14 protein-coding genes and 1 other annotated feature are annotated in these 18,560 nt (G+C 48.6%); all 14 genes read right to left on the bottom strand.

The features are described from left to right. Positions 1 to 72: 72 nt before the first annotated feature. Entirely contained in the window at positions 73 to 315 is a 243-nt protein-coding gene (locus ACR8BL_RS23115; RefSeq protein WP_434749719.1) for a DUF4321 domain-containing protein, read from the bottom strand. A 146-nt stretch (positions 316 to 461) separates the two neighbouring features. After that, on the bottom strand, positions 462 to 1,715 hold the full coding sequence (locus tag ACR8BL_RS23110) for an SPOR domain-containing protein (RefSeq protein ID WP_434749718.1): 1,254 nt from the start codon (positions 1,713 to 1,715) through the stop codon (positions 462 to 464). Positions 1,716 to 1,897: 182 nt separating this feature from the next. After that, a complete protein-coding gene (gene murC / locus ACR8BL_RS23105) occupies positions 1,898 to 3,217 on the bottom strand; it encodes a UDP-N-acetylmuramate--L-alanine ligase (protein WP_434753217.1) in 1,320 nt (439 codons plus the stop codon). A 56-nt stretch (positions 3,218 to 3,273) separates the two neighbouring features. Next, the gene (locus ACR8BL_RS23100; protein WP_434753216.1) at positions 3,274 to 4,650 is read right to left on the bottom strand and encodes a bifunctional folylpolyglutamate synthase/dihydrofolate synthase; all 1,377 of its coding nucleotides are present in this window, start codon (positions 4,648 to 4,650) and stop codon (positions 3,274 to 3,276) included. 87 nt (positions 4,651 to 4,737) lie between these two features. Continuing rightward, positions 4,738 to 7,401: a valine--tRNA ligase gene (locus ACR8BL_RS23095; protein ID WP_434749717.1), complete on the bottom strand. Its 2,664-nt coding sequence runs from the start codon at positions 7,399 to 7,401 to the stop codon at positions 4,738 to 4,740. Between the two features lie 59 nt (positions 7,402 to 7,460). Then, positions 7,461 to 7,741, bottom strand: a binding site (T-box leader). Positions 7,742 to 7,905: 164 nt separating this feature from the next. Continuing rightward, positions 7,906 to 9,384 carry a LysM peptidoglycan-binding domain-containing protein gene (locus ACR8BL_RS23090; protein WP_434749716.1) on the bottom strand — a complete coding sequence of 493 codons (1,479 nt, stop codon included), beginning with the start codon at positions 9,382 to 9,384 and terminating at the stop codon, positions 7,906 to 7,908. A gap of 247 nt (positions 9,385 to 9,631) precedes the next feature. After that, positions 9,632 to 10,552 (bottom strand): RluA family pseudouridine synthase, encoded by a 921-nt coding sequence (locus ACR8BL_RS23085; protein ID WP_434749715.1) that lies wholly within the window; start codon positions 10,550 to 10,552, stop codon positions 9,632 to 9,634. Next, on the bottom strand, positions 10,549 to 11,853 hold the full coding sequence (gene hemL, locus ACR8BL_RS23080; protein ID WP_434749714.1) for a glutamate-1-semialdehyde 2,1-aminomutase: 1,305 nt from the start codon (positions 11,851 to 11,853) through the stop codon (positions 10,549 to 10,551). Before hemL ends, ACR8BL_RS23085 begins: the two co-directional genes overlap by 4 nt. Before the next feature lie 22 nt (positions 11,854 to 11,875). Next, complete coding sequence (gene hemB, locus ACR8BL_RS23075) at positions 11,876 to 12,877, bottom strand: porphobilinogen synthase (protein WP_434749713.1); 1,002 nt, start codon at positions 12,875 to 12,877, stop codon at positions 11,876 to 11,878. Between the two features lie 86 nt (positions 12,878 to 12,963). Then, positions 12,964 to 14,523 (bottom strand): uroporphyrinogen-III C-methyltransferase, encoded by a 1,560-nt coding sequence (gene cobA / locus ACR8BL_RS23070; RefSeq protein WP_434749712.1) that lies wholly within the window; start codon positions 14,521 to 14,523, stop codon positions 12,964 to 12,966. A gap of 4 nt (positions 14,524 to 14,527) precedes the next feature. After that, positions 14,528 to 15,481: a hydroxymethylbilane synthase gene (gene hemC, locus ACR8BL_RS23065; protein ID WP_434758273.1), complete on the bottom strand. Its 954-nt coding sequence runs from the start codon at positions 15,479 to 15,481 to the stop codon at positions 14,528 to 14,530. A 2-nt stretch (positions 15,482 to 15,483) separates the two neighbouring features. Then, positions 15,484 to 16,134 carry a precorrin-2 dehydrogenase/sirohydrochlorin ferrochelatase family protein gene (locus ACR8BL_RS23060; RefSeq protein ID WP_434749711.1) on the bottom strand — a complete coding sequence of 217 codons (651 nt, stop codon included), beginning with the start codon at positions 16,132 to 16,134 and terminating at the stop codon, positions 15,484 to 15,486. A gap of 5 nt (positions 16,135 to 16,139) precedes the next feature. Beyond that, the gene (ccsA, locus tag ACR8BL_RS23055; protein WP_434753215.1) at positions 16,140 to 16,967 is read right to left on the bottom strand and encodes a cytochrome c biogenesis protein CcsA; all 828 of its coding nucleotides are present in this window, start codon (positions 16,965 to 16,967) and stop codon (positions 16,140 to 16,142) included. 14 nt (positions 16,968 to 16,981) lie between these two features. Further along, entirely contained in the window at positions 16,982 to 18,367 is a 1,386-nt protein-coding gene (hemA, locus tag ACR8BL_RS23050; RefSeq protein WP_434749710.1) for a glutamyl-tRNA reductase, read from the bottom strand. Positions 18,368 to 18,560: the final 193 nt, after the last annotated feature.

The following is an 18,560-nucleotide window of genomic DNA, read 5'->3' as shown; positions in this document are numbered from 1 at the left end:
ATGGCAACACCTGCTCGAATCACAATAATAGATGTCACTAGTTTATTTTTTTGGTCAACATTCGTCATTCTCCTACAGTCTGCGATACAGCCATAAAGCCGCAATAATACCAATCAGACTTAAGAGGCTCATTTGAAATTGAAATGAAAGGTCATAACTGAAAATATCCAGATCAGCCTGAGGCGACCAGCGAATCGTCGTGACTTTGGTTAGAAAGGCTACGGCCTTTACAGGCTGCAGTGCCTTGGCGATCCACGCTCCAGCCATCCAGCCGAGCAGCAGAAACAATAATAACACGCCGAAGTTTTTTTTCATCGGTTAATCTTCCCTCGCCATTTTTTGACACCCACATTATTATACGGGGTTTTGTACGTCAATACAAACACAAATCCGGCAGGGGGAACTATTTCCAGTTCCTTGCCGGACAGAGATTTTAAGGCGTTGTTATGGGAAAGATATGCTTACTGTTTTATAGACTCAAGCCACTTCTTCTGTTGTAGCACATACTCCATCAAATCGGACTGAACCGCCCACATATGAACGACATCCGGATTTTTGTTATACTCGGAAACTGCTGTTATGGCGCTGTTCATGGATTTCTCCATGTTGGATACAACAGGTTGCACATCAGCTGCCATTCCAGATGCGAGGCTTTTCATGCCGGTCATCCATGTTTGATGCTGAGTTTGTAGTGCTGCCATCATATCCGGTGCAATAGCTGCCTGAACCGACTGACCCAGCTGCTGGATCGACAGGGTTGATAACTGATCAACAAGAGCCGAACTACTGTTGAAGAAAAGAGCGGCGTCCTCCTGTTTGTTACCAAAAATTGCAGGATTCACTTCCGGGTTGACGATCTCTTTCACATACAGTTCGACTCCCTGGGACTTTAGTCTGGTACTAAGGAGTTTGGCCTCCTCACGATCAGCAGAGATACCTGCATAGATGCGATTTCCATCTTCAGGATCTGAACCCGCAGCGATGCCTGCTTGGGTGAGTTCAAGCTTCGCTTGCTCCGCTCGTTCCGGGGAACTGAATACCCCGTATTGAAGGGCATAATATGTTCCACCCGCAGAGGTAGTTTCAAGTTGCCCTGCTGTTCCGGCAGCCCCCTCCTGACCTGTCACAGCAGAAACGGTCTGATTTACAGGAAGCATTTCATCCGGTTTTGCCGTACCATCCTTGTTAAAAAAAGACAAGACAACCATCCCGAACAGCGCTCCAGTTACCAGTGCACCTGAAACAGATCCAATCATCTTCCATCCCTTGGGAGGTCGATTTCGTTTATATGAATAGTTCTCTGAATCCACCATCCAGTTATGACCCTGATCCAGGTCGTGACTTCTTTCAATGTCATACGGATCATGCTTCGTATTTAAATCTGATGTGTAGTCTGTATAGGTTGAACGAGGATCAGAACCCACATCGGGATCAGAACTCTGGTACTTTAGCGAGTCCGTGTGTTTCGAACGTTCGGATTCAGATCGGGAAGCGTCTGCCAGAATCGTTCCTCCCCAGTCCACAGGCATGTCCTCAGCTATCCATGATGGTACTGTCGCGTTGTTTTGGTCTAGCCCAGGCTTCGGTAGCGGCTGTAATGTATCAGGCAAGTCTTCGTTCATTGTGACCAGTGGATTGGATGCCGGCATCTCCTGGTTACCCAGCTTGTCCGACTCGTGATCTCCGAAGCGAAACGTCATTCTGGCATTGCTCACCCGTACCCTCTCCTTTGTCCCATTTATATCAGCTATATGCTGTAAATAAAGACAATATTCCATGAATCGGTAAAAAGAATCAGTCCCTGCATGTACCCCGTTATCAATGCACATACCAAAAACGCCTGGCTTCACGAAGAAGACAGACGTTTGAAGTATTCACCTTTTAACTTATATCCCTTTTATTTCAAGCCTTTGGCGAGTATGTCGCCTACTTTCCAAATATCCCCCGCACCCATCGTAAGCACAAGATCTCCTGGCTGAAGCCGCGGCTGCAGATCAGCCACAACTTCCTCTTTGGTAGGCAGGTATCTTGCTGTTGCATTACTGTTCTGTACGATCAGTTCAACCAGTCTAGCCGAGTGCACACCTTCAATCTGCTTTTCACCAGCCGGAGAGTAGATATCGGTAATCAGTACCTCATCCGCCTCGGCAAAAGCCCGACTGAACGCATCCAGCAGGAAAAATGTACGTGTATAACGCTGCGGCTGGAATACGGCAATAATCCGTTTCCCTGTCGCTTTTGCCGCACTGATCGTAGCTTCTATTTCCGTAGGATGGTGAGCATAGTCGTCAATAATCAACATGTCATGCGCTTCACCGAGCACTTGAAATCTTCGCTTGGCCCCATGAAACTGCACGATGGCCGCTGTAATTTTCTCAAACGGAATGCCCGCCTCAAGACATGTAATAACTGTGGCCATCGCATTATACACATTGTGCTTGCCTGGTACCGACAATTCAACGGTCCCCATGGCAGCACCCTGATGGTTCATCGTGAAGGAAATGCGGCGATCCCCAAGTACGATATCGGTAGCTGTGTAATCAGCAGCCTGATCAATGCCATAAGTTGTAATGCGAGACTTAAGGTGCGGCAGGATAGCCTGCACATTTTCGTCATCAGCACATACGATGGCTGTACCTTCTGGACGAATCTGACTGAGGAATTGTACATAGGCTTTCTTGAGTTCCTCGAAATCACTATTGTAATTTTCCAGATGGTCAGCTTCAATGTTCGTTACGATGCCGAGCCAAGGATGGTATTGCAAAAAGGAGCCGTCGCTCTCGTCCGCTTCCGCGACAACCCACTCGCCTTGACCCGCTTTCGCGTTTGTACCCAAATTCATGATCTCTCCGCCAATAATATAGGTCGGATCTGTGTCACATTGCTCCATGACCAGTGCAATCATCGAAGAAGTCGTCGTTTTGCCGTGCGCCCCTGCAACGGCTACGCCTTTGCGTTCGTTTAACAAACGTGCTAACATCTGCGCGCGATGAAGAATAGGTATGTTTAGCTGCTCTGCAGCCACACGTTCCACATTATCCGCAGGAGCTGCTGTAGAGTAGACCACCAGATCCGCTCCGTTCACATGCTCTGCGGTATGTCCAATATATATTTTCGCCCCTTTGGCTGCCAACTTCTCCGTCAATTCCTGTGAAGCGACATCCGATCCGGTAACGGTGTATCCCATCTCCAGCATAACCCGGGCGATGGCACTCATGCCATAACCGCCAATCCCTATAAAATGAACGTGTTCCGATGTATTTAACAAAACTTTCACCAACCTTTTTCAGAATCGGTTTGATGCAAAAGGGCTGCCCGCACGTCCGCAATCAGATAAAGCGTGCCGGAAACCACCCCCAGATCCTCCGCTTCCGTCCGTGACTTCAATAGATCAAGTGCCTTTGCCCAATCAGGCTCGACGATGATATCCAGTTCCTGCTTCGCAATGGCGGGGCGTACCCGATCGACAATCTGCAACAATTCGGTTGCAGCCATTCTACGGCGGAAATCTGGCTCGGTCAGGATCAGCGTATCCACTAGTGGCAGTATATGCTGCAAATACGCTTCGTGATGCTTATTCGCCAGCATACCCATCATCAAAATTAACTTTTTTTGGGGATAACCGTCGATAATGCTCTTGGCAAGCGACTCTGCCCCTTCAGGATTATGAGCTCCATCGAGTACAATCAAAGGATTGTCGCTAACTTTCTCAAATCTTCCCGCCCAGAAGGCATGCTCAAAACCAAGTTTAATATCGTCTTCATCCAGCATAAATGCCATATATTGTCTTAGTAATTCAAGAGACATTAATGCAGCAGCAGCATTATCACATTGATATACACCTTGCATACGAATGTGAATGTCCAAATCACGGAATGGGCCAGAAAAATGGAGACTTTGCCCCTCCTTATTGCTATCCAGTCTGCGGTAGGAAAATTGATTTCCAGCCAAATACATCGTTGATCTTAGCTGCTTCGCTCGCTCCTGAATAACCTTTACGGCTTCAGGCTGTAACGCACAGGTCACAACAGGTACCCCCGGCTTAATGATACCTGCTTTTTCCCATGCAATCTGCTCAATCGTATCTCCAAGCACATCCGTATGATCCATACCAATATTGGTGATGACAGACACAACGGGAGTAACAATATTCGTTACGTCCATCCTTCCCCCCAGCCCTGTCTCCCATACTACAATATCCGGGTAACACTCTTCCGCATAATAAAGCAGTGCCAGAGCCGTGGATACTTCAAACATCGTTGGTGAACCCAGCGGTGTAGACGCCATCTCCAACACGAATGGACGCAAGCGATTCGACAGTTTTAACAATGTTTCTTCCGGGATGTCTTCACCGTTATATTGAAAACGATTTGTAAACTTGGTGATATAAGGTGATGTATACGTTCCGACATCATACCCCGCTTGAAGCAGCACAGACGTCAAAAAAGCGCAAGTCGAACCTTTACCGTTCGTTCCCGCGACATGAATGAATTTGAGCCGTTGGTGCGGATTGCCAAGTTGTGACATCAGGCTCTCGATTCGTTCCAGCCCAGGCCTGATACCAAAAGGAATAAGGCCATTGATCCAGTCCACGGCCTCGCCATATGTTTGTAAAGGAGTTGCAGTATCTGTACCGTTTAATTCCGTCATCTGATTCACCTTCGGTTCTCTGTTTGATTGAAGATTGAAAAAAGCAGCCGGATGGCCTGCGAGCATTCCATCCGACCCTTTTCCATATTAAGCTTTCAGCTCTTTGATCCGTGCAATGACTTTATCCCGTTTATCGGAATAATCCGCTTGTTTGGCACGTTCTTCCTCGATGACTTTAGCCGGAGCTTTTGCAACGAAACCTTGATTCGTCAGTTTTTTCTCCACGCGGAGCACTTCGCCTTCGAGGTTCTGAAGTTCTTTCTCCAGACGAGCCACTTCCTGCTCAATATCAATCAGACCTGCCAGCGGCAAATATAACTCTGCTCCCGTGATGATCGCTGTCATCGCTTTGTCTGGTGAATTCAGATTCAATCCACTCTCGAATTCGGAAGTGTTACAGAAGCGTTTGATGTAATGACTGTTGCGCTCAATAATGCTGGACGTTTCATCACTATTCGCTTTGACCATTAATTCGATTTTTTTGCTCATCGGCACATTCACTTCAGCACGAATGTTCCGAACGGCACGAATGGTATCCATCAGCAAGTTCATCTCGGCAACAGCTTCCGGATTCTCCAGCGCAGGATCGTATACCGGCCAGGAAGCGAGTGTGATCGTCTCCCCATCATGAGGCAGATGTTGCCAGATCTCTTCAGAGATATAAGGCATAAACGGATGAATCAGGCGCATAGTCTGATCCAGCACGTAAGCCAGCACTGATTGTGTTTTCTTCTTCGCAACCGGATCTTCTCCGTAGAATGACAGCTTGGCGAATTCGATATACCAGTCACACAGATCATCCCAGATGAAGTTGTACAATACGCGGCCTGTTTCCCCAAACTCATACGCATCGATTAGACGCGTAATATCACGGGAAGTTTCGTTCAGGCGGTGCAAAATCCAATAATCCGCTGTTCCGAGCTCACCGCTGATGTCACGTTCCTCGTACGTGAACCCTTCCAGATTCATCAATGCAAAGCGGGAAGCGTTCCAGATTTTGTTGGCAAAGTTACGGGCCTGTTCCACCCGCTCCCAGCGGAAACGCAAATCCTGTCCCGGCGTACTGCTGGTGGAGATCATGTAACGCATTGCATCTGCACCATACTTCTCAATAACATCCAGCGGGTCTACACCGTTACCAAGAGACTTGGACATTTTACGTCCATCTGCGTCACGTACAAGACCGTGCATCAACACATCCTTGAACGGAATTTCATCGGTGAATTCTAGAGCCGTAAAGATCATGCGGGACACCCAGAAATAAATGATGTCATATCCAGTTACAAGCACATTCGTTGGATAGTAACGCTGCAAATCTTCCGTTTCTTCCGGCCATCCCAGTGTGGAGAAAGGCCAGAGCGCAGAGCTGAACCAAGTATCCAGAACATCTTCATCCTGTCTCAGTTTGCGTCCTGCATATTCAGGCATCGTAGTCGGGTCTTCAGCAGTGACAATGATCTCACCTGTCTCTTCATCATACCAGGCAGGAATACGATGTCCCCACCAAAGCTGACGTGAAATACACCAGTCACGAACATTTTCGATCCAGTTCAAATACGTTTTTTCAAATCGTTCGGGCACAAAGCTTACACCGTCTCCACTTTTTTGTTTCTGAATCGCTCTCTCTGCGAGAGGTTTCATCTCAACAAACCATTGGGTGGACAGATAAGGCTCAACTACAGCCCCCGTACGTTCACTATGTCCAACCTGATGCATGTGGTCTTCAATGTTAATTAAAACACCCAGTTCTTTCAGGTCAGCCACAATTTGTTTGCGGCAATCACTGCGATCCAGTCCCTGATATTTGCCGGCGTCAGCATTCATCGTTCCAGTCTCATCCATCACTGTAATCTGTGGAAGATCATGACGAAGACCTACTTCAAAGTCATTCGGATCATGTGCTGGAGTAATCTTCACCGCGCCACTGCCGAACTCTTTGTCTACGTAATCATCTGCAATGACCGGAATTTCGCGTCCAATGATTGGCAGTACAAGGGTTTTGCCGATCATGTCAGCATAACGCTCATCCTTAGGATGAACGGCAACAGCGGTATCACCCAGCATGGTTTCCGGACGTGTCGTTGCCACGGTAATGTGACCACTACCGTCTGAGAGCGGATAACGCAGATGATAGAGATGTCCCTGAACTTCTTTATATTCAACCTCAATGTCTGAGAGCGCCGTACGGTTTACCGGATCCCAGTTGATAATGCGTTTACCTCTGTAAATGAGGCCTTTTTCATACAGTTGTACAAACACTTTACGCACCGCTTTGGACAGACCTTCATCCAGTGTAAAACGTTCACGCGAATAATCGAGCGATAGCCCCATTTTACCCCATTGCTGACGAATGGTAGTCGCATACTGATCTTTCCAGTCCCATACTTTCTCCAGAAACTTCTCACGTCCCAGATCGTACCGCGTCAACCCCTCTTCACGTAGCTTCTGTTCTACCTTCGTTTGGGTCGCAATCCCTGCATGGTCAGAGCCTGGCAACCACAGGGCATCGTATCCCTGCATCCGTTTCGTACGAATAAGGATATCCTGCAGTGTGAAGTCCAGCGCATGCCCGATATGAAGCATCCCTGTTACGTTTGGCGGCGGAATTACAATAGTGTACGGCTCAGCATCCTTGCGCATACCTGCTTGGAAATATCCGCGCTCCGTCCAGGTGGAGTACCATTTGTCCTCTGCAGCCTTCGGATCGTATGTGGTCGGCATTTCTGTTGTTGCTTTTTTTTGTTCAGACATGTGTCATTCCTCCGTTACTTCATCATCATCGCTAAAAAAACCAAAAAACCTTTCATCCATCAAAGGACGAAAGGTTAGCTTTCGCGGTACCACCTTTGTTTCACGCTGACAGCAGGATAACCAAATATCCTCCAGACCTAGCGTGACACTTCAAGCAGATAACGGCTGCGACCGGCCCATCCTACCTCTGAAGTTAATGAATGTACAACATCCACCTCCAGTGCTCAAACAGGCAACTCCCGGGCGACTTCGATCAGTTGGTTCCTGCGGAATCTCACAGCGTATCAATTCCACTCTCTGAAAGGTCATACTGTCTACTACTCCCGATCCACGTCATTATTCAAAAAAACCTAAACACATCATACCTTGCTCGTGCGTGATAGTCAACCTGGCAACAGCGGAACCAGGCTATTGGACAACTGGAATGTTAAAAATCAAGTAAAACCCGTAATCCTGGCAAAGGATTACGGGTAACTTAAACTATGATTACCTTAGTTAGTTTAACTAAGGAATATATAGAATCTGTCCTTCTTCAACAACCTGTTCGGTCAATCGATTATATAACTGAAGCTCTCTGGTGCTCAGCTGGTACCTGTCTGCAATAGAATCAAGTGTTTCTTCACGTTGTACAATGCACAGTTTGACTTTGCGGAAAGGCGTCTGATCTACAATCGTACCCAAAAACAGATTTTTCCACTCCACATCTTCTGAATGGCTATCCTCTTCCGGAACAATTCCAGCGGGAATGTCCTCGCTGCGTTCGCCCTCACCTTCACGGACGGCACGGCCGGATGATAAGAGAGAAGAAATGCCCACGCCCTCTTCTTCTCTTCTTGATGATTCTTTCTTACTGCCAAAAGCAACCTTAAGCTCCGGCTTGTCTTCCGCCTCGGCTAACGCTTCAGGAATAGCTCCCTCACTGGGAAGAAAGATACTTTCCTCCGCAGTTTCCAGCGAAGAACGCTCCTCTTCTGACTGAGCTGCTTCAGATGTTGCAAATACCTCTTGCCAATTCTCAGTCTGCGTCTGGGTGGAAGCATTTGACATCAGCTGTTCTCCTTGCGGGCCACCTGACCGCGATTCTTCAAAGTGCCACACCTCAGGCGTAGTCTCCTCAAGTGGCTTCCATTCTGCTTCAGAACGATCCTCCACCGAAGTCTCTGTACTCCATGATCCCGGACTCTCGGATATGCTATTTACTGAAGGTTCAGACCATGCCGAGGCTTCATCCTCTATTGGAAGCAGTGGCTCGGATTCAGAATAGGAAGCCAATCTGTCAGCCGTCTCAGCCATGAATGACGAAATTGGTGAAGGTGCTTCATCCGTTGAGGTAACATCAGATACTAACGGCTCGGCTGCCTGATTCCAGTAGGCTTGAGAGAGCTCTTCAACCCCTGATTCTTGCCCACCCCTTGGAGATAAATCCGCTGATTCCGGAGAACCGTACGCGGCAAGCTCGGCTGCATTCGCCAGCTCTTCCTCTTCATTGCGCAGCCTGGCTTGTTCTGACAATTCAAACGGCTCGGTCTGATGCAACTCACTCTCCCTGTTGTCTGCCTGAGCTTCAGACGAATGAACAACCGTGAACTCATCTGCTGACCATACCTGCGGTTCTTCTACCGGGAAACCTTCAATACCTCGCAGGGACAATACACCTGTGATATTCAGACTCCGGCTGGATAACAGATCTACATCGAAATTTTCAATTTCAATCGAAATATCATCAATGGATCTCACCCTGTTCAATGGCACGGTAATTTCGACAGGAATAAAATGTTTTAACTCCTCCGAATCTTCGCTTTCTCCCCGGTACGTTCCAGTAAGCAGCAGATGCCCCCTCAAGGTAGCATGGTCGTCCTGTCCAATCACCTGAATGCGCGGATATAGTTCGATTTCCTCCAGTTCCTCTATGGCCGGCACTCCCTCAGACAAATGAACGCGCTCGTAAATATCGAACCGCAAACCATAAGGTTGATTCAACAAAGGTGGCGTCCTCCTTTCGGCATATGTTCACCATGATCCTTCTCATGGGACTGATCCATGGTTCAATCCTTCGTTACCCATCTATATGCCTTAAATGGGATGGGCATGCCACCTTTTGTGAAAAAGCCCGTTCTATATAAGTTGAACTCCTCTCCGTTAACGTATAAAGGAATAGTTCAACTTATATAGTTACTACATTTATGGAGAGCCGAGGGGGAGCCTAAAACAAAAAGACAGACCCGCTAACTCAGGTCTGTCTTTCTACGCGGTTACTCTCCCTTACTGCCAATTGTTCGAAATCGACTGGCCAAGGGTCCTGCACTTCAATTAAGGCTCCAGTTAAAGGGTGGTTAAAGCTCAGCACTTCGCCATGCAATGCCTGCCTGCCAATGATGTCTGCACGCCCTCCATAAAGATTGTCACCTACAAGTGGATGACCGGCATAACTGAGGTGCACACGAATCTGATGTGTACGTCCGGTCTCCAGCTTCAAACGTACAAGTGTTGCCCTGTCCCATACATGTACGATGTCAACATGAGTAACCGCGTCTTGCCCTCCTTCAGAGACACGTCTGCGCTGCTTATGGTGCCTGTCCTTGCCAATCGGGGCATCAATCTTGCGCAGATTGCTGGAAACTTGGCCGTCTGCAATGGCAACATACTGGCGATCAATCGCTTTGCACCGCATTGCTTCGTCCAATTTGGCAAGCGCAAATGCATTTTTGGCATATAAAACAGGGCCAGTTGTATCTTCATCCAGACGATGAACATGACGCACCCTGGTTTCGATTCCATTCATCTCATAATACGAAGCCACCGCATGATCCAGCGTAATGGGCTGATCTTCACGGCTTCCATCGGGATGAAGCTTCATTCCCGCCGGTTTGTGCACAACCAGACAGAAATCATCTTCGTACAACACATCCAGATCAGCCCAGCGTGGCTCCACATCCAGTGGCTGCACAGCAAAAAGAGCCAGCCGAAGCCGGTCCCCTGCTAGCTGTATACCATGAGCTGCCTTGAGCTGGCGAAGCAGCTTCTCCGGAAATTGAAGCTCGGACAGGAGCCACTGTTCAGCGGCAGCCTGTCTGTCCTCTTTTCCAGTTACTGCCTTGCCCGGCATCAGCTCAAGCCATTGTGCTCGGCGTTTCCAGCTTTTTATACTCATAACGATTGCAAAGCCTTGCGGTTCGCCTCGATGGTATCCTCAATATCCTGCTCCGTATGCACACCAGACACAAACATTCCTTCATATTGGGAAGGCGCCACACTAACTCCTTGTTCGATCATGGAAGCAAAATAACGGCGGAACTGATCCAGATTGCTTTCCTTTGCAATATCATAGTTCGTTACTGGAACAGCACTGAAGAACGGGCATACCATTGAACCGACACGGTTAATTGTTACTGCAACGCCTGCTTCTGCTGCATTTTTCTCGAATCCCGCCTGCAAACGTGCAGACAACATCTCCAGACGATCATATACTTCCGGTGTCAAAAGTTTCAGTGTCGTGTAACCGGCCGCCATAGCCAGCGGATTACCACTTAGTGTACCCGCCTGATAGATTGGCCCTGTCGGCGCAATCTGTTCCATCAGATCCCGGCGACCACCGTAAGCACCTACCGGAAGCCCACCGCCGATGACTTTACCCAGACATGTCAAATCCGGTGTAACGCCGAATCGGCCTTGTGCACAGTTAAGTCCTACACGAAAACCGGTCATAACCTCGTCAAAGATCAACAGGCTTCCGTACTCCGTGGTCACACTGCGCAGCCCCTCCAGAAAACCGGTAGCCGGAGGTACTACACCCATATTGCCAGCAACCGGCTCCACGATCACAGCCGCGATCTCTTCTCCGAATTTTTCAAAGGCCAGCCGCACGGACTGCAAATCATTGTAAGGAACCGTGATGGTGTTCACAGCCACCCCTTCAGGCACTCCCGGGCTATCCGGCAATCCCAGCGTAGCTACTCCCGATCCAGCTTTGATAAGCAAGCTGTCTGCATGTCCATGATAAGAGCCCTCAAATTTCAGAATTTTACTGCGTCCAGTTGCCCCGCGAGCCAATCGAATTGCACTCATCGTGGCTTCCGTACCGGAATTGACCATACGCACGATATCGATGGAAGGTACACGCTCACACACAAGCTTTGCCATCTCTGTCTCAAGCAGAGTTGGTGCACCAAAGCTTGTACCTTTAAGAGCTGTCTCCCGAAGTGCCTCCACAACCTCAGGATGAGCATGTCCCATAATCAGTGGTCCCCATGACCCTACATAATCAATAAACACATTGCCATCAATATCGTAGATTCTGGAGCCTTCCCCGCGCTCGGCATAGATCGGCGTGAGTCCCACGGATTTGAATGCCCGGACCGGACTGTTCACTCCACCTGGTATGTACTGCTTGGCTTCCTCAAATGCGCTGCGTGAGCGCTCATCATTGCGGCGATTGCCTTGTTGTACAGTCATAAACATCCTCCTTAATATAAATTTACTTTTCAGCCAGCCAGCGGGATGCATCTTTGGCGTAATAGGTAATAATCATATCTGCCCCTGCACGCTTCATGCTAAGCAAGATTTCCATGGCCACCTTTTTCTCATCAATCCATCCCTGAATTGCAGCCGCCTTCACCATCGCATATTCTCCGCTTACATTGTAAGCAACGAGCGGAAGATCAAACTGATCCTTAATGGTACGCATAATATCCAGATAGGACAGAGAGGGTTTGACCATCAACATGTCCGCTCCCTCCAGCACGTCAGTTTCAGCTTCGCGCAATGCTTCCCGAGCATTCGCCGGGTCCATCTGATACGATTTTCGGTCCCCAAATTGTGGTGTAGAATCCGCCGCTTCACGGAAGGGGCCATAGAATGCCGAAGCGTATTTAACAGAATACGACATAATCGGAATATGGTTGAATCCATTCTCATCCAATCCTGCTCGAATCGCTTGTACAAAACCATCCATCATATTCGATGGTGCAATAATATCTGCGCCTGCTTTAGCTTGCGATACCGCTGTTTTCACAAGTAAATCCAAGGACTCGTCATTCAGAACATCACCACAGATGTGTCCATCAATCTCCGTGGTGTGCACCATGCCACAGTGGCCATGATCGGTAAATTCACATAGACATGTGTCTGCAATTACCAACAGCTCGGGATACCAGGATTTGATCAATCTCGTCGCTTCCTGCACAATACCATCCTCTGCAAAACCAGACGAACCTACACTGTCTTTCGTTTCCGGAATACCGAACAATAGCACTGCCGGAATGCCCAACTCAGCAATTTCTTTGACTTCTTCCTGTAGGCGATCCAGCGAGAAGCGGAACACACCTGGCATCGATTTGATCTCAGACTTTACATTGTTGCCATATGTGACATAGATCGGTTGAATGAAATCATCCACAGTCAAGTGTGTCTCTCTCACCATGTTGCGAATACCTGCCGATTGACGTAAACGGCGATGACGTACGATTGGAAAACCCATGTACAATATACCTCCCTGAAATTTCAATATCTAAAAAGGGAAGCGCGCTGGTTCATCTCGAATTCAGCACGCTTCATATGTCCAGCCTAATTGCTACCAACAACGCTCCCGGCAGCACGTTTCCACTCACATAAAACATCGATCAAGCTGTTCATCGTGGCTTCCTTTGCCATCAAAGTAACCTCAAGTCCGGCAGCCTTTGCGGTTTCGGCTGTAACCGGCCCAATACACGCAACCTGCACTCCCTTGAGCAAGGGTAACGGGTCTTCCAGCCCCATACGCTTCAACATCTTCATGAAGTTCTTCACGGTCGATGAACTGGTAAAGGTCACCGCATGGATACCGCCCTCTTCAAGCAGTTTGAGCAATTCATCGTCATCCTCACCTGCGAGAATCGTGTCATAGATGATGGCCTCCGTAACGTGCAGTCCTCGCTCTCTCAACTGCTCCGGCAACCAAGACCGTGCAAGATCCCCGTGTGGAATCAACACCTTTTGATTGACCTCCAGTTCACTTTCGAACGCTTCAAGCATGCCCTCCGCTTGAAAAGGCCCTTTGACAACTTCAGGCGCGATACCGTGCTTGCGCAGTGCTTCTGCCGTCGAGGGTCCAACTGCTGCAATTCTTGCCTGATGAAGTGAACGAATGTCCTTGCCTTCGTTTTCCAGATGACGGAAGAAAAACTCTACGCCATTGACACTTGTGAAAAAGACCCAATCAAATGTATTTAACGCATGCAGTGCATCTTTGACACTTTGTTTGGAGGATTCGCTGGACGGCATAACCGTCTCAATGACCGGGAACTCATATGGTTCACCACCGAGTTCTTCGATGCGGTTCACCAGTTCACTCGCCTGACTGCGGGCACGGGTAACCAGAATTCGTTTGCCAAACAGCGGCAGCACCTCTGCCCATTTCAATTGCTCCCGCTGTCTGACCACATCTCCAACGACGATCACAGCTGGTGGCTGAAAATTCGCCGCAATGACTTTGGCTTCGATATCCTCCAGCGTTCCCGTAATAGTGTCCTGTTCCGCCCGAGTCCCCCAACGTACAAGCGCCACGGGTGTGGTAGCCGGACGACCATGACGAATGAGCTGCTCGCTAATATAACCAATCTTGGCAACACCCATCATAAACACCAGTGTGCCCGTTGCGTTCGTTACTTTATCCCACTGAATGCTGCGATCCAGCTTGTCCGGACTTTCATGTCCGGTAATGATGGAGATGGAGGAGGCATAATCCCGGTGTGTCACCGGAATACCCGCATACGCAGGCACGCTGATTGCTGCTGTTACACCAGGTACAATCTCAAACGGAATGCCGTTTTTGTGCAACAATTCCGCTTCTTCCCCTACCCGTCCAAATATGGTCGGATCTCCACCTTTCAAACGCACAACCACTTTGCCTTCAAGAGCCAGATCCACAAGGAGCTGGTTAATCTCTTCCTGTTTCATCGTATGTCGATCCGGTCGTTTCCCCACATAAATTTTAACTGCACCGGGTTTCATTAGTTTCAGCAATCGTGGACTTGCGAGCCGATCATAAACAACGGCATCTGCCTTGCCAATGCTCTCCCACCCTTTTACCGTAATCAGTCTTGCGTCTCCAGGACCCGCACCTACCAAAAAGACCTTCCCCGCCATGCCTTCATCCCCTAACTTCTGCCAGTATCTGTTCAGCTCCGCGATCAATTAATCTCCAAGCTACTTCTTCTCCCAGGCGAACCGGATCTTTACCGCTCAATGTCTCCTTCAAAATCAGTCCACCATCCGGCGTACCGACCATACCTGTTAATTGTAACTTGTTTTCATTGTTCAGGGAATCTGCTTCTTCCGGCACCCACACCGCATGTGCACCAATCGGTACCTGACAACCTCCGTTTAACACGCTCAGGAAACGGCGCTCTGCCATGACTGGCGAAGCTGTTGCCGGATCGTTATAGAGGGACAACAGATGTAGTAACTCCTCATCATCCTCACGGCACTCGATGCCAAGAGCCCCTTGGCCCACAGCCGGAAGGCAGGCTTCCTCAGTCAAATATTCCGTAATCCGATCCTCCCAGCCCATCCGATACAGGCCTGCTGCTGCCAAAATGATGGCGTCCAGTCCCTCGGTTTCAAGCTTCCGCAGGCGTGAGTCGATATTGCCACGGATAGATTCCAGCTGCAGGTCTGGGCGATACGCCTTTAACTGACTTGATCTTCGCAGACTGCTCGTCCCAACCCTTGCTCCCTCTGGCAACTGGTCCAGCGTAAGGTCGCCGCGAGATACGAGTGCATCCCGAGGATCTGCCCGCCGGGGAACTGCACCATTAACCAACCCTTCGGGAAGCTCGGAGGGCATGTCCTTCATACTGTGCACAGCCATATCGATGGTACGATCCATCATCGCCTGTTCAATCTCTTTGACAAACAATCCTTTGCCGCCCACTTTGGACAAGGTGACATCCAGAATGAGGTCTCCCTTTGTCACGATCTTATGTACCTCAAAGTCAAAAGCTAAACCTTCCCGCTTACAAATATCACGTAAATCTTGAATCACATACCCGGTCTGGGTTAACGCCAGAGCACTTTGCCTGCTGCCCACTTTAATTGTACGCATATCTACATTTCCTCCTGATTACGGGATATCCAGTTCCCGATTTCTTCTTCGGTCCACCATTCAAACTTCCCCGCACGTATCGTATCCAGCATATCCATTTCCGTCAGACGCCGCAGCAATGTTCTTCTGGCAGCTTGAGGAAGTCCACGGGACTTGATCTCCATTCTCATCTGGTGTAAAAAATCAAGATACGTCTCGTATTCATCTCCGAACTGCTGTTCAAGCAAAGCACGAATCTCGGCCGCCGCCGCAGGTCCTGCACCGGCAGTCGAGATGGCAATACTTAATCGCCCTCGTCTGACCACACTCGGCGTAATAAAGCTGCTATTGCCAGAAGACATCGCATCATTCACCAGTATTGCCTCCGCTTCAGCCTCTTGAACTATAGCATGATTCACATTCTGATCATCCGTTGCTGCATATACGAGAAAGGCCCCCCGCAAATCTCCATTGCGGTAGGACCGGGCTATCCAATCGATTCGGAATTCCTGATGCAATTGTTCGAGAGCAGGCGTAAGCAGAGGGCTAACCACCGTAATTCGGGCTTCCGTCTGTAGCAATCCCTTCACCTTACGCTCAGCGACACGCCCGCCGCCGATCACAAGTATGGATCTGTCTGAAGTATTCACATATATCGGCGTGTAGTGTTCCATGCCCTTCACTCTCCCGTCCAGCGATGAAACGCCGAATACGCATTGGATAAAAAGCTGATGATGACAAGCGCATAGCCAATCAATGTCCATCTGGACATGACCATCATCGAAAACTGTTTTCTTCTCTTCACGATAAAATAGCCAACATAGATGGCAATCGCCAGACCTGTCGAAATTACCTTCAGATCCAGCAATAGATGCCAGCGCCGTTCCGCCACGATGGACAACACAGCCAGCACAACAGATACTCCCAGAAGCGGCGTACCAATCAGTGTTGCGCCATCCATATATTTTCCAATGACCTCCAGGCTGGGCAGACGCCGCACCGTGTCATTCCATTTTTTGTTTTTCAACTTGTGATGAAGGAATAGATACAACAGAGCGAATACGGAAGCAACCGTTAATGCCGCAAAGCCCAGGTTGGCGAGCGTAATGTGCATGATCAGCAAACCATGAACTGTCTGCCAGTTGTGCAGCGAAATTTCACCTGCTGTAAACCATAACCGGTTCAGTACGGTCACCGAGAATCCAACGATGTTGAGCAACAAGATAACAAACTCCGAGCGCTGTACCCGGGTCATGATCAATGACATCAGAACGATGCTGAAAGAGAAAATAAACAGAAAATCAAAGGTAGTATAAATAGGGAAGTGACCTTCGATCCACATGTGCAGAATAACATGGGTTACCTGCAATCCCCAAACAACAACAAGAAACCCTGTGCCTGTCCGCTTCGCCCCCGCATTGCGTCGAATGCAGTCCGAGAAATAGAACAGTAGGCTCAGGGCATACATATAAATTAAAGCCTCATAGACTTGTTCAGCAAAGGTCATGCTGCTCACCTGCCTTATACACCTGCCGGAATATAAGCCGGCACGGGTTCTTGCCGGTTTTCGTTAAGATGAACCGCTGGTTTGCCCAGAGCCGTTGCATCACTCTGATTCACTTTTTCTGCAGCCATATCAACTGCATCCTCCAGCGCGAAAATCTGCGTAAACATGCGCAGTGCTTCATCACCTTGCTTCGTACCTGCCATTTCCTTGATCCGGTTGATCGGATCGGTCGTCATTTGATTCACAATACTCTTGGTCAATCGACGAATGACTTTACGCTGATGCTCATCGAGCTCTGGCAACTTGTTAAACAGACTATCCATCGTTTCTTCATGAATAGACACGCCCTTCTCTTGCAATGCCCGAATGACTGGACGAACACCAAGTGTTCTGAGCCATTGGTAATAATCTTCCATCTCCAGCTCAATCATTCTCTCAATCTTCGCCGCTTCCACCTTACGCATCTCCAGATTACTCTCCACAATGCCTTCCAGATCATCGATATCGTAGAGGAATACGTTAGAGATTTCGCCAATAGCCGGATCAATATCGCGTGGTACTGCAATATCAATCAGGAACAGCGGACGTGCTTGCCGGCGCTTCATACCTTCCCGAACAATACCTGCATCAAGAATATAACGTTCAGCTCCAGTGGAACTAATGACGATATCAACCTCACCCAGTCTGGTCAGAGCCTGCTCCATCGTACATGGCGTTCCCCGAAATTTGCTGGCAAGCTCCTCCGCTCTGGCAAGCGTACGATTGGCTACGATAACTTCAGATGCCCCGTTGGCATACAGATGTTTAACCGTAAGTTCACTCATTTTGCCGGCACCCAAAATAAGTACCTTCTTGTCTGTGAACATACCAAAAATCCGCTTGCCGAGTTCAACCGCAGCATAGCTGACAGAAACGGCACTCTCCCCGATGGAAGTCTCCGAATGCGCTCGTTTGCCCAAGGTAACTGCCTGTTTGAACAGTTTGTTAAACCAAGTGCCGGTTGCTTTCTCTTCCTGCGCTTTGAAAAAAGCCTGTTTCACTTGGCCTAGAATCTGAGTCTCTCCAATGACCATTGAATCCAGTCCGCAAATGACCCGGAACAGATGGCGCATAGCTTGATCATCCTCATATATATATAAGTGTTGCGTAAATTCTTCCCGTGGAACGTTAAACCATTGCTCCATAAATGTTCGTATAAAATAACCGCACATGTGAAGACGGTCGACCACAACGTACAATTCAGTACGATTACAAGTGGCTACGATTACACCTTCCAATACACTCTTGGTCAGCTTGAGCTGCTGCAGCGCTTCAGACAAGTCCTTTTCTGCAAATGTGAATCGTTCTCTGACCTCTACAGGCGCCGTGCGATAATTCAAACCAACAACAACGATGTGCATTGCAAGTTCACCTGCCTAATAAATTTCCAATCAAAGTGCTTACTGTATATCTCTATCCAATTATGATTGACATAGTTAATTATATCACACATCACGTCCACCACTCGCCCGTTTTTATGAAATGTTTATGAAATCCACATGATGATTATCATATGCATTGTCATTTATTGTAGTGTCTCACCAATGTTCACCG

The sequence above is a fragment of the Paenibacillus amylolyticus genome (genome assembly GCF_051136285.1).
Lineage (GTDB): Bacteria > Bacillota > Bacilli > Paenibacillales > Paenibacillaceae > Paenibacillus > Paenibacillus amylolyticus_F.
The sequence above is the reverse complement of the archived record's forward strand: the minus strand, read 5'-3'. Positions and strand labels throughout refer to the sequence as shown.